At 36.1% G+C, this 13550-nt stretch carries 11 protein-coding genes and 1 other RNA gene; 10 read left to right on the top strand and 2 right to left on the bottom strand.

The genetic code is table 11. The annotated features are described in order from the left end of the window. Window positions 1–27: 27 nt before the first annotated feature. From dinG to nth, 6 genes are all read left to right on the top strand, one after another. Entirely contained in the window at window positions 28–2829 is a 2802-nt protein-coding gene (gene dinG, locus CDIMF43_RS08580) for an ATP-dependent DNA helicase DinG (RefSeq protein ID WP_233218308.1), read from the top strand. Window positions 2830–2930: 101 nt separating this feature from the next. Beyond that, the gene (locus CDIMF43_RS08575; protein WP_109841765.1) at window positions 2931–3407 is read left to right on the top strand and encodes a cell wall elongation regulator TseB-like domain-containing protein; all 477 of its coding nucleotides are present in this window, start codon (window positions 2931–2933) and stop codon (window positions 3405–3407) included. Window positions 3408–3422: 15 nt separating this feature from the next. After that, window positions 3423–4616: a pyridoxal phosphate-dependent aminotransferase gene (locus CDIMF43_RS08570; protein ID WP_109841764.1), complete on the top strand. Its 1194-nt coding sequence runs from the start codon at window positions 3423–3425 to the stop codon at window positions 4614–4616. Between the two features lie 32 nt (window positions 4617–4648). Continuing rightward, window positions 4649–5947, top strand: coding sequence for an asparagine--tRNA ligase (asnS, locus tag CDIMF43_RS08565; RefSeq protein ID WP_074402690.1), 1299 nt, complete (start codon window positions 4649–4651; stop codon window positions 5945–5947). Between the two features lie 134 nt (window positions 5948–6081). Continuing rightward, a complete protein-coding gene (locus CDIMF43_RS08560; RefSeq protein ID WP_109841763.1) occupies window positions 6082–6801 on the top strand; it encodes a DnaD domain-containing protein in 720 nt (239 codons plus the stop codon). A 21-nt stretch (window positions 6802–6822) separates the two neighbouring features. Then, window positions 6823–7467 (top strand): endonuclease III, encoded by a 645-nt coding sequence (gene nth / locus CDIMF43_RS08555; RefSeq protein WP_074402692.1) that lies wholly within the window; start codon window positions 6823–6825, stop codon window positions 7465–7467. A 66-nt stretch (window positions 7468–7533) separates the two neighbouring features. Here the strand turns inward: nth and CDIMF43_RS08550 are convergent, their stop codons facing one another. Together CDIMF43_RS08550 and recU are read right to left on the bottom strand one after the other, a co-directional pair. Beyond that, window positions 7534–10131 (bottom strand): transglycosylase domain-containing protein, encoded by a 2598-nt coding sequence (locus tag CDIMF43_RS08550; RefSeq protein ID WP_109841762.1) that lies wholly within the window; start codon window positions 10129–10131, stop codon window positions 7534–7536. Beyond that, complete coding sequence (gene recU, locus CDIMF43_RS08545; RefSeq protein WP_109841761.1) at window positions 10118–10765, bottom strand: Holliday junction resolvase RecU; 648 nt, start codon at window positions 10763–10765, stop codon at window positions 10118–10120. Before recU ends, CDIMF43_RS08550 begins: the two co-directional genes overlap by 14 nt. 72 nt (window positions 10766–10837) lie before the next feature. Here recU and CDIMF43_RS08540 point away from each other — a divergent pair, with 72 nt between their 5' ends. The 4 genes from CDIMF43_RS08540 to CDIMF43_RS08525 all read left to right on the top strand — a co-directional run bounded on the left by CDIMF43_RS08540 (window position 10838) and on the right by CDIMF43_RS08525 (window position 13550). Then, window positions 10838–11374 (top strand): SLOG family protein, encoded by a 537-nt coding sequence (locus CDIMF43_RS08540; RefSeq protein WP_109841760.1) that lies wholly within the window; start codon window positions 10838–10840, stop codon window positions 11372–11374. 100 nt (window positions 11375–11474) lie between these two features. Continuing rightward, window positions 11475–11804: a cell division regulator GpsB gene (gene gpsB, locus CDIMF43_RS08535; RefSeq protein ID WP_074402695.1), complete on the top strand. Its 330-nt coding sequence runs from the start codon at window positions 11475–11477 to the stop codon at window positions 11802–11804. Between the two features lie 22 nt (window positions 11805–11826). Continuing rightward, window positions 11827–12206, top strand: an RNA gene (rnpB, locus tag CDIMF43_RS08530) — RNase P RNA component class B. A gap of 198 nt (window positions 12207–12404) precedes the next feature. Then, complete coding sequence (locus tag CDIMF43_RS08525; protein WP_074402696.1) at window positions 12405–13550, top strand: THUMP domain-containing class I SAM-dependent RNA methyltransferase; 1146 nt, start codon at window positions 12405–12407, stop codon at window positions 13548–13550.

Here is a 13550-nt window from a genome sequence, read left to right as displayed (position 1 = left end):
TAACGAATCAAGAATTAGGTGAAAAAAGTGAAAACGAAGACAACATATGCAGTTGTGGACATTGAAACAACTGGTGGAAATGCCTTAAATGGAGATAAAATTATCCAATTTGGCTGCGTTTTAATAGAAGATGGAAAAATTGTTCAACAATTTGCAACAGATATTAATCCCTTGATTCGCATCCCAAAACAAATTGAGCATTTAACTGGAATTACAACAAAACAGGTAGCAAACGCGCCGTATTTTGAAGATGTTGCAACAACGATTTACAATTTATTAGAAGGTTGTATTTTTATTGCTCATAATATTCAATTTGATTATCAATTTTTAAATAATGAATTTCAACAAGCGGGTTATCCTTCCCTAACGCTAAAAGGAATGGATACAGTTGAACTAGCTCAAATCTTATTGCCGACAGCTCCTAGTTTTAGATTAACCGATTTAGCGAATCAATTTCATTTTCAACATAGGAACCCTCATCAAGCAGATAGTGATGCTTATGTGACGGGAGAGTTATTTTTAATGCTGCAGCAAATAGCGATGAATTTGCCCTTGGTTACATTGGAAAAAATGGTGGAATTAGCTCTTTTTTGTTCAATGAATACAAATGAATTTTTTATTGATTGTCTTGAAAAAGTCCGCAGTGAAATTCCTCCTTTACCGGAAGCTTTGATGATTAAGGATGGGTTAGCACTTCAAAAAAAAGAGATTCAATTGGAACAAGTTGGCAACTGGGAAGAACCAAAAAACTATCCACTTTCATTAGTAGAAAAGGAGCAATTATTTTCCGATCATTTGGTTATTCGTGAAAGCCAAGTGACTATGATGGACCGAGTTTACGATACTTTTCAAAAAGATTCGAATGCACATCTAGCAATTGAAGCCGCTACTGGCGTGGGGAAAACGTTAGGTTACCTAATTCCATTAGCGTATTTAGCCGATCAAAAAAGACCAGTTGTGATTAGCACTTATACGACATTGTTGCAAAAACAACTGATTGAAAAAGATATTGTTCAATTAAATAAGTTAGTGCCTTTTAACGTAAATGCAGCTATTTTGAAAAGTAAAAATCATTACCTTCATTTATCACGTTTTGCTGAGGAAATAAAATCAGAAACCTTAAACAAGAATGATGCTCTTTTAAAAATGCGTTTACTAACTTGGTTAACACAAACAGTAACTGGCGATTTAGATGAACTAAATATGACCAACTTTAACGGAACCTTTTGGAAGAAAGTTTGTCACCATGGCTGGTTAAAGGATCCTAAAGAGGATCCTTGGTATAAAGAAGATTTTTATTTATTTGCCAAAAAAGTTATGCAACAGGCGAGCATTATTATCACCAATCATGCTTTTTTATGCCATGATTTTAAACGAGAGGTACCGGAACTTCCTGAAGTAGATCGATTTATTATTGACGAAGCGCATCATTTATCGGATGTAGCAGTTGCTGCTTCTAGTGAGACGTTTAGTTACTACCAAGTGCACCACGCTTTGAAGTTGATCGGACGTATGGATAGTGAAGATAGTTACTTAAATCAATTTGAAAATTTGTCAAAAAAAGTAAAAAGTATTTATGCGTATCAATTAAGCAATTTAGAAATGAGCGGGTTGTCTTTAAGTGAAGAACTAGCAGAATTTTTAGATGAGTTGTTATTGATTTGTCATCAAATGGCTACAAAAAAAATGGATAAAAGTGAAGAAATTAATGTCATGCTGAGTGACACAATCCAGTGGTCTCTTGAAAATAAACGGAAAATCAAAAAAATTAGTGCAGAATTTACGGAAATTTGTCAGCTTGGTTTTGAATTGGTTCAGCAGCTAATACGTGAACCAGAGACATTGAGTTTAGCAGAAAGTTATTTTGTTGAAGATTTCAATGTGCTGTTAACTACTATAGAGCAACAAGGAACAATGTTTAAAACTATTTTTAACAATGAAAATCCCTATGCAGTTACTTGGTTTTCTTATAAGGAAAAGAGTCCTAAAAATAGTTTTAAAATCAAACGCTCTACTATCAATAGTTCGGAATTTTTAAAAGAACATTTGGTTGAACAGGCCAAACAGATTGTCTATACAGGCGCAACACTGGAAGTCAGAGGAGCATTTGATTATTTTGAGGAACAAATTGGTGAAAAAGAGTTAGATACATTAATACTAGCTTCTCCTTACGATTACAAAAACCAAGCGAGACTCTATTTACCCACTGAAATGGGGAGCATTAAATCAATGTCGAAGAAACATTACGTGGAATCAATTGTAGCGCAATTAACGCAATTGATTGAAAATAGCCAAGAAAATATTATGGTTTTATTTAATGCCTTGGAACCCTTGCAGGATGTGTATCGCTTGTTACAACAAAACCATTTATTTAATCAACGTGAAATTTTAGCTCAAGGAATTTCAGGAAGCCGAGAACGAATTTTAAAACGCTTCTTTCATGCAAATGGCGGTATTTTATTAGGTGCAGATAGTTTTTGGGAAGGCGTGGACTTGCCAGGGAAGTCATTAAGAATCATCATTGTGACCCGATTGCCTTTTGATTCACCAGAACAACCTTTTGTAAAATCAAAATACCATTACCTTGAAACATTAGGTGAAAATCCTTTTTCAGTTGAAGCATTGCCCAAAGCTACGTTACGTCTAAGACAAGGGTTAGGTCGTTTGATTCGTTCAGAAACCGACAGAGGAATAATGTTGGTTTTAGATGACCGCTTATTTAAAACAAATTACGGCAAACAAATGTTGCACTCATTGCCGACAGACTTGCCTAAAAAAGAATTGCCTATGGCTGAGATTATAACTGAAATTCAAGATTTCTTAAGCTAAATTAAAGAATTTTTTAGCATTTTCAAACCGCAAAAGGAAAAAAGTTTGGTATAATAAAACGACTGAAGACAGATTCTCTAAATGTAAAGTAGGTGAAAAAAATGAAAAAATGGTTTGTTTTAATTTTAACCATTATAATGGCGACGATTGTAGTGGGTGCTGCAACGATTTATTATCAAGGCAATCACCCCATGTCAAAGGCAAAATCAGAAGCAATCGAGATTGCTAAAAGTGAAACAGATTTAAAAGAAGTGGATGATTTCTACTGGTATAATGGCAAAGAAACCTATTTTACGGTAACGGGGAAAACAAATAAAAATAAAGCGATTATTGTGATTATTGCAAAAAAAGGTGGAAAAACAACGGTAATCGATGCAGATAAAGCAATTTCTGAAGGGCAAGCTCGAAGCATGACAAGAGAAGCTAAAAATCCAGAAAAAATATTAGAATCACGAATTGGAATGGATAAAAAAGTCCCAATTTGGGAAGTAGCTTATCAAGAAAAAAATGGTCGACTAGGCTATCATGTGATAACCTTAGAAGATGGCGAATACATTCGTGATATCGGCAATATTTAACTAGGGGGAACAGACATGAGTAAATTGGCTAAAAGAATGGAACAGATTACAGAATCGATTACCTTAGCAACATCAGCTAAGTCTAAAAAGTTAATTGCAAAAGGCATTGACATCATCGGTTTAGGAGTAGGGGAACCTGATTTTCAAACAGCCGATACGATTAAAGCAGCCGCTATTGAAGCCATTCAAAATGGACGAGCAAGTTATTATACACCAACAGCAGGGTTGCCTGCTTTACGAGATGCCGTTCGAAAACGAACACAGCAAGATACAGGATTGACTTATGCTGATGAAGAAGTTATTGTAACCGATGGAGCAAAAAATGCACTTTATAATCTATTTCAAGCTATCCTCAATCCTAAAGATGAAGTGTTGGTTCTTGCGCCGTTCTGGGTGAGCTATACGGAACAAGTCAAGTTAGCAGAAGGAACGCCCGTTTTGGTCAATGGACAACCTGAAAAAGACTATAAAATCACAGTTTCTGAGTTAGAAGAAAAGAGAACAAATCAGACAAAAGCACTTATTTTAAATTCTCCTTCAAATCCTACAGGGATGATTTACACGAGAGAAGAACTACTAGAAATTGGCAATTGGGCAGTAAAACATAAAATTCTTATTATTTCTGATGAAATTTATGGTAAACTCATTTATAATGGACATGAGTTCATTTCAATTGCGACTTTATCTGATGAAATCAAGCGACAAACTATTTTGATTAACGGCGTTTCTAAAACCTATGCAATGACCGGTTGGCGCATTGGTTATGCTCTAGGAGACAAAGACATCATCAAAGGAATGATTGATGTTGCAAGCCATTCTACTAGCAATCCGACAGCAGCTAGTCAATATGCGGCTATTGAAGCATTAAATGGCAGTCAAGAAATTGTTGAAACAATGCGTCTTGCTTTTGAAGAACGCTTAAATACCGCGTATCCTTTATTAGCAGCCATTCCAGGATTTGAAGTAATCAAACCTCAAGGCGCCTTCTATCTGTTTCCAAATGTAAAAAAAGCAGCAACAGCCTGTGGTTTTGATTCAGTAGATGCATTTGTTGACGGCATACTAGAAGAAGCTCATGTAGCCGTGGTACAAGGTTCTGGCTTTGGCGCAAAAGATAATTTTAGAATCAGTTATGCAACGGATTTAGAAACACTCAAAACAGGAATTGCAAGAATTCATCAATATGTACTAAAAAAAATGAATAACTAAACTATAGTTTAACTAAAAGGAGTATACAAAACGTGAAAAGAATTACAATTAACGAAGCCAAACACCATGTTGGCGAAACAGTTGAAATTGGCGCATGGGTTGCCAACAAACGTTCAAGCGGGAAAATTGCGTTTTTACAATTACGTGATGGATCTGCCTATTTTCAAGGAGTTGTCGTAAAAAGTGAAGTTGGAGATGATATGTTCCAACTAGCAAAAGGACTAAACCAAGAAACATCGATTTTAGTAAGAGGGGTTATCCAAGAAGACAGCCGTTCAAAATTTGGTTATGAAATGACGGTTACAGAAGTGGAAGTTGTTGGAGAAAGTCAAGATTACCCAATTACACCAAAAGAACATGGCACTGAATTCTTAATGGATCATCGTCATTTATGGTTGCGTTCATCTAAACAACATGCCATTATGCAAATTCGTAACGAAATCATTCTTGCGACGTATGTCTTCTTTAATGACAATGGATTTATCAAAATTGATCCACCTATCTTAACAGCAAATGCTGCTGAAGACACAACAGAGCTATTCCATACTGAATACTTTGACCAAGATGCATTTCTTTCTCAAAGTGGCCAATTGTATATGGAAGCTGCAGCAATGGCCTTTGGGAAAGTCTTCTCATTTGGACCAACTTTTAGAGCAGAAAAATCAAAAACACGTCGTCATTTAATTGAATTTTGGATGATTGAACCAGAAATGGCTTTTATGGACCAAGACCAAAGTCTTGAAGTTCAAGAACAATATGTCGCTTTCTTAGTTCAAAGAGTGTTAGATAACTGTGAACACGCATTGCATGTCTTAGATCGTGACGTTGAATTACTGAAAAAATATACAGAACTGCCATTCCCACGTATCTCTTATGACGATGCTGTCGTTTTATTAAAAGAAAATGGTTTTGAAGACATTGAATGGGGAGATGATTTCGGCTCGCCTCATGAAACCTTTATCGCTAGCTCATTTGACAAACCGGTCTTCATTTTAAACTATCCAAAAGCAATTAAACCATTCTACATGAAACCACATCCAGATCGTGATGATGTTGTGTTATGTGCAGATATGATCGCTCCAGAAGGTTATGGTGAGATTATTGGTGGGAGTGAACGTGAAGTTGATTTTGATAAACTTCAAGAAGCTATCAAAAAATTTGGTTTAGCAGAAGAAGATTACTCTTGGTATTTAGATTTACGTAAATATGGAACAGTTCCTCACTCTGGTTTTGGCTTAGGCTTAGAAAGAGCGGTAACTTGGATTTGTGGCACAGAGCATATTCGTGAATCAATTCCATTCCCACGTCTATTAAACCGTATCTACCCTTAATCTAAAAATTAAATCTAGCAATTTCCAGGCTTCCATAAGAAGTGTTGGAAATTGCTATTTTTATTGATTGATTTAGGATTGTCTTCCTTAATAAAATAGCGTACTATAATAAGTGACGTAAGGAGTTTGATAACATGGATAATTATATTTTACAGAGTTGGTTAAAGGCGGGAAATACGTCTATTTCGAATCTCTTATTAAAGCACTATCATAAAATTGGCTTAACGAATAACGAACTGATTTTAGTCATTCAATTAAAATCATTAATGGATGAAGGCGTCTTATTTCCAGACACACAAGAAATCGCAATGCGCATGAATGAGTCCACAGATAGCGTTTTTCATGGGGTTCACCAACTGATTCAAAAGAAAGTTCTTGCCATTGAAACAGACAAAACAGCTGATGGAAAAACACAAGATGCCTATAGTTTAACGCAACTTTGGGATAAATTAGCATGGCTACTTATAAAGACGGAAACAGAAACCGTCAAAGTGAAAGAAGTTCAAAATGAAAAAGAGTTGTTCCAGCAATTTGAATCCGAATTTGGCAGACCCTTATCTCCTATTGAAATTGAAACAATCGGCATGTGGCTTGATGAGGATCATTATCCAATCGATTTAATTGAGCTGGCGCTTCGAGAAGCCGTCCTCAGCCAAGTGTACAATTTAAAATATGTTGATCGAATTCTTTTAAATTGGGAACGAAAAAATATTCGAACAAAAGATCAAGTAGTAAAAGAATCGACAAAACATCGACAAAATCAAGTTAAACCAAGCCAGAATCCAACCAATGAATCTGCAAAAAATACAACAAAAGTACCGTTGCACAATTGGTTGAATAACGACTCATTTTAGAAATAAAAAGGAGGATCCCGTTTGTACTCAAAAGTAAAAACCATTCATGCAATTGATGTGATGGGGGAGATGTTTCCAAACGCAAAGTGTGAATTGGTACATGATAATGCGTTTCACTTATTAATTGCAGTAATGCTAAGTGCTCAAGCAACGGATATTTCAGTGAATAAGGTTACACCAAATCTTTTTAAAAAATATCCTACCCCAGCTGATTTTTTATCGGTTCCTGTAGAAGAACTAATGAATGACATTAAAACAATTGGTCTATATCGAAATAAAGCCAAACATATTCAAGGATGTTGTCGGAAACTATTGGAAGAATTCAATGGGGAAGTCCCGCAAACGAGAGCAGAACTTATGAGTTTACCAGGTGTCGGTCGAAAGACAGCTAACGTAGTTTTAGGAGATGCTTTTGGCGTACCTGCAATCGCTGTTGACACTCATGTAGAACGTGTGACAAAACGATTAGGGATATGCCGAATTAAGGACAGTGTATTGCAAGTAGAAGAAACGATGATGGAAAAACTTCCGGCTAAAATGTGGGTAGATGCCCACCACCGTTTGATTTTTTTTGGGCGTTACCACTGCACTGCAAGAAGTCCAAAATGTGAGATATGTCCATTACTAACCCAATGTAGAGAAGGAAAACAACGTATGGGGCTTTAAGGTTCCAACGAAACTAAAAAGAGCGTTTTAAGAATGATTCATTCTTAAAACGCTCTTTTGTTTGCATTAATTTCGGTTGAAAATCCATAAAAATTTTCCTAGTGCACTAAAATTTTTATTTCGAGTACCTGTTGGAATTTCTGTCGAAGAGGATTCAGAACCATTGCCACCAGAGCTGGTATCTGGTGGTGGTGTGCTAGAACTTGCTTCGCTACTACTTGATTCAGGAGGTACAATTTCTGAGCTAGCTTCGCTACTTGCAGGTGGCTCAATGGATTCTACTACAGATTCACTGGAACTTTCAGCAGCTTTAGAATCTACTTGAACACTAGTTGAAGCGGCCGCGCTTCTTTGTCCTCCAACGGAAGCTACCAATGAAATAGCGTTCGTACCACTTGCTGGTTTTTGAACGGTGTAGGAGAGATCACTTGTTTCGTAAGTCTGTCCATTAACATTTAAGAGGTAACTAACTTTAGCATTTTTACTTGAAGCTTTATAACTATCCCAAGAGATAGAAATGGCATCTGTTCCTTGATTGTAACTTGCTGACAAACCAGTTGGAGCAGGCAATGATTCAGGTGTATTACTTGTCCCATTTGACGTATTTGTCGGTGCGGTTCCTTTAACAAATAATTCAGTTACAATGTTGCTACTTGAAACATTCGGACCAGGTTTAGCAGCAGGGTTACTACCATTTAAAACGGGTGAAGAAACAACCGTTGCAGGTTTCTTCCAATCTTTTGTTTCAATATCTTTTGAAACATGAGTCATTAATTCTTTATAAATACGAGCAGGTAATTTTTGAGAATTTGGATTTAAATCATGATTATCCGCATTTGGATCATCATAACCAACCCAAACCGAGATAGAGTAGTTCGTTGTATACCCACTAAACCAAGCGTCTGGTGAGGAAGTACTAGGAAACTTATCTGCGATTTTATCGTCATAGTTCGTTGTACCCGTTTTACCAGCTTGAGCTAAGCCAGGAATATCAGCGGCTGTACCCGTACCTTTTTTAATGACATCTTTTAACATATCCGTCATCATATAGGCAGTGGAATCTTTCATAGCGGTTTCGCCTTTGGAGGTTAAATCAATTTCTTGTTTATTCTGTAAAACGACTTTGTTCACGGCGTATGGTTTATAGTACGTACCACCATTTGCAAAAGCTGCGTAGGATGCAGATAGTTGAACAGGAGAAACATCGCCCCCAATTGCATTTGATTCAACAAGCCCTTCATAACCGTCAGGCTGTTTAATATTGATGCCGACTTTTTTCAAAAATTCATTTGATTTATCTAAGCCAACTGCTTGCAATGTTTTTAAGGCAGGGATGTTACGAGAATCAATTAGTGCTTCTCGGATAGACATTTGACCTTTATAGCCCTTGTCATAGTTTCTAATTTGTGTTTTTCCATCTGAATAAGTGTAAGGCGCGTCAACGACTTGTTGGTAAGTTGAATAATTTAAATTTTCAATTGCTGGAGCATAATCTGCTAGTGGTTTCATGGTTGAACCAATACTTCGTTGCAAATCAGTTGCACGATTCAGTCCTAGTTCAGCAGTTTGTTTGCGACTTCCACCAAGAGCTTTAATTTGACCTGTATTCACATCAACCATTGAAACACCCGCTTGAATTTGATCGTCGGGGTATTTAACATAGTTTTCAGTATTTAAGGTGTCATATAAATGTTGTTGTGCATCCATATCAAGATTGGTATGAACCGTGACACCATCAGTATAAATGTCAACGTCTGTTTTCTTTGATACTTCTTCAATTACTTCTTTTAAATATGCGTCAATTACTAGATTATCAGAAGTTTCTTCTGTGTGATCTACTAAACCGCTATTAATAGGTTCTGCTTTAGCAGCATCACGTTCAGCGGTAGTAATTTTGTTGTTGCTTGCCATAGCGTCCAGTACCATGTTTCGACGAGCCAAAGCTTCATCTGGATTGGTATAAGGGTTGTAGCTATTTGGAGCTTGAGGCATTCCAGCAAGTAGGGCAGCTTGAGATAAACTGATTTCATTCAATGGTTTCCCAAAATAATATTGACTGGCTTTTCCAACGCCGTAAACATTATTTGCCAAGTAAACTTTATTGACATAGAAATCTAAAATTTGTTCCTTTGAGTATTTACGTTCTAATTTTAGTGATAGCCATGCTTCTTGAGCTTTTCTTTTTAACGTTTGATCAGAAGATTTTGTTGAAAAGACAGAAAGTTTCACCAATTGTTGGGTTAAAGTACTCCCGCCTTGTGAAGCAAAACCGCCTTTAAAGTTAGCAAGGACAGCACCACCAATACGAATTGGATCGATTCCGATATGTTTATAGAAACGACGGTCCTCGATTGAAATGACCGCATCTTTTAACGATTGAGGAATTTGGTCTCCGTCAACAATTTCTCTGTTTTCGCCACCGATTTCTTTAAAAACATTTCCTTTGCTATCTAAAAGTTTAGTTGAAAAGGAACCGTTTAGTTCTTTTTCTGTTAAATTAGGTGCAGAAGAAGCATAGTAGGCAAACAAGCCGATTCCTGCTAGTAGCACAAGAACGCCAATTCCAATCAGTGAAAGTAGGATTTTCTTCCATAATTTCATTTTTCCACCTTTTTTTGGTTTTTTATTTGCTACACGTGACATTTCTTCATTATCGCTTGTCATGATTGTTCGACTCCTTTGAAAAGCTTTTTTCTATTAAAATATCTACCACATCTAAAAATGGAATACGTGGAGATAATCCATAATACAGTTCATAACCATTTTTTTCAAGTTCTTCTAATGGAATTGACTTTCTACCTTCATTGTTTTTTAAATCCCAATAGTCAATCAAAAAGCGAGCTTCTAATAAAAAAAGCCGATTAACGCTGGTAAATTTCATGATTACAAAACAAATGGCTTGCTGAGCTAGACATTGTTTCATATGCAAAATTTGATGTTCATGAAAGTTTTTTAATGGAAAGGATTGCTTGTTTTGTGTTTCCTTTGCCTCGAAGTCTAAATGGAACCCTTGATAAACACCATTATAATCCGTAGTAGAAGCTTGTCTGAAGTAGGCTTCTTTAATAACTGCGGCACTGCGTTTTGGGTAATCAACTTGTACAATTTGGACAGGCGTTGGTTTTTTATGAATCACCGCTTTATTTCGAGATAAATAACTTTCATTACTGGCGTTAATGTCATCTTCCAAAGTCATTCCTCTTTTGGAAAAAGAATGGGATGTCTTTTTTACTTGATTTTTTTTGTTATTTTCGGCACTATGAGAATAGCTTTTACCATTTGGATATCCAATAGCCAATAGTCATCACACTCCTAGTAGCTCATTATATCAAAAAAAGTAGGCGATTGGAAAGTAGAAAGGAGCATGCTTATGGCAAATTTAGTAATTAGCGGTTATCGTTCTTTTGAATTAGGTGTTTTTAAAGAAGATGATCCTAAGGTTGCCGTCATCAAAAAATGTTTATCACAAGAAATAACACAACTAATTGAAAACAATCAAGTTGAATGGATTCTAATTGGAGGTCAATCAGGTGTGGAACAATGGGCAGCTGAAGTTGTACAGGAATTAAAAAAAGACTATCCTCAAATAAAATATAGCGTTATTTTTCCATTTTATGAATTTGGATCAAATTGGAATGAAACCAACCAATTAAAATTACAAAAAATTAAACAAGCAGCTGATTATACAGACAGCACCTCTCACAAACCTTATGAAAGTCCCGTGCAATTAAAAAACCATCAACAATTTTTATTAGATCACAGTGAGTTAGCGTTACTTGTTTACGACCCTGAATTTGAAGGGAAAACAAAATACTTATATGAAGCAATCCAAAGAAAACAAGAAAAAACAACGTACGAATGTTTGCTAATCGACTTCGATCAATTGCAAAATCAGACATTTGAATAAAGAAATTAGTTTTTTTTTTCGATAATTTTTGATACAATAGGAAAAAGCATTGAATTTATGCTATAATGAAATAGCGACAGTATAAAAATGAGGTGTAACCATGGCAAATAGAAACTTAACAACTAAAGATATCTTACAAAAAGAATTTAAAACAAGCATGCGTGGCTATAGTCCAGCAGAAGTCGATGAATTTTTGGATAATGTGATTCGAGATTATGAATCTTACAATAAAGAAATCACGCAGTTAAAAGCTGAACATGAACGTCTTTTAAGTAAAGTAGATGAGTTGACAAAACAAGCAACAATTGCAAAACCAACGTATTCTTCACAACCTAACAATACTGTAACAAACTTTGACATTCTGAAACGTTTATCTAATCTAGAACGACATGTGTTTGGTTCAAAATTAGATGAAAATGAAGAAGTCTAAGCTTAGATAGAAACTATTTGTAAATTTTGGGTAATTGCGGTCTAGCTTGACTAGGCTGAGGAAAGTCCATGCTCGCACAAGCTGAGATGCTTGTAGTGTTCGTGCTTAGCGAAACCATAAGCTAAGGCCTTTATCAAATGATAAAGTAACGGCGGAAAAAATGGCTAAGGTTGTAAAACTATGCTTGAGTATTCCTGAAAAGTGCCACAGTGACGAAGCCATTATGGAAACGTAATGGGTGGAACGCGGTAAACCCCTCGAGCGAGCAACCCAAACTTTGGTAGGGGCACTCTTTCTAAGGAAATGAACGAGAGAAAGAGGCAAGTAATTGCAGACAGATAATTACCTCGGGAGTGTGCAGTCACCTGACTCGCATTCCCTGACAGAACATGGCTTACAGAAATTTACAAATTCAGGTAAGAATTCCATCTTCATTTGAAGGTGGAATTTTTTTACTATTTAAACTAAAAAATTTAACAGACACTCTGTATTTTTATGAAAATTAAAGGATTTAATGGTATACTAAAAAAGACTATTTTTTAAGGTTCGTTTAAAATGTAGAGACTGTTCAAAACTAATAAATAGAAGTGAGGAAATAGAATGAAAAATTTTCAACTTGTTGCGACTGCAGCTAGTGGAATCGAAGCTTTAGTAGGCCGAGAGATCAAAGATTTAGGGTATGAATGTCAAGTGGAAAACGGGAAAGTATTTTTTGAAGGTGGCATGCGTGATATTGCTAAAACCAACTTATGGTTGCGTACGGCCGATCGTGTGAAAATTATCGTTGGTGAATTTAATGCCTATGAGTTTGATGAGTTGTTTGAAAAAACAAAAGCATTGCCTTGGGAAGACTTATTGCCAATGGATGCCTGTTTCCCAGTTGCTGGTAAATCAATCAAATCTAAATTATATAGCGTTTCAGATTGCCAAGCTATCGTAAAAAAAGCCATTGTAAACCGACTAAGTGACGTGTACCATCGTAATACGCGTTTGCCAGAAACAGGTGCATTGTATCAGTTAGAAGTGGCTTTATTAAAAGATAAAGTAACAATTACATTAGATACAACGGGACCAAGTTTATTTAAACGAGGATACCGTACTTCAAAAGGTGGGGCACCGCTAAAAGAAAATATGGCGGCTGCTTTAGTATTGCTAACATCTTGGAGAAAAGACCGTCCATTTTATGATCCTGTATGTGGGAGTGGGACAATTCCAATCGAAGCAGCATTAATTGGTCATAACATTGCACCAGGATTCAATCGCAGTTTTGCTTGTGAAGAGTGGGATTGGTTTGACGAGGAGATTTTTAAAGAAGTTCGTACAGAAGCTGAATCTTTAGCAGATTACGATATTGAATTAGATATTGTGGGAAGCGATATTGATGGGAAAATGATTGAATTTGCAAAAGAAAATGCGATTGAAGCAGGTCTAGGAGACAGCATTACCTTTAAACAAATGCAGTTAAGTGATTTTACCACAGATAAAGAATATGGCGTAATTATAGCAAATCCACCATACGGTGAGCGTTTAGGAGAAGAAGAAGCCGTTCAAACGCTATACAAACAAATGGGGACAACCTATCGTCCGTTAAAAACATGGAGTAAATATATTTTAACAAGCGATTTAACATTTGAAAGTTACTATGGAGAACGAGCAACGAAAAAACGTAAGCTTTACAATGGCGCACTTCGTACCGATTTCTTCCAGTATTGGGGCGAACGTCCACCAAGAGCACCAAGAACTTAA

This window comes from Carnobacterium divergens, from assembly GCF_900258435.1.
Taxonomy (GTDB): Bacteria; Bacillota; Bacilli; order Lactobacillales; family Carnobacteriaceae; genus Carnobacterium; species Carnobacterium divergens_A.
The sequence above is the reverse complement of the archived record's forward strand: the minus strand, read 5'-3'. Positions and strand labels throughout refer to the sequence as shown.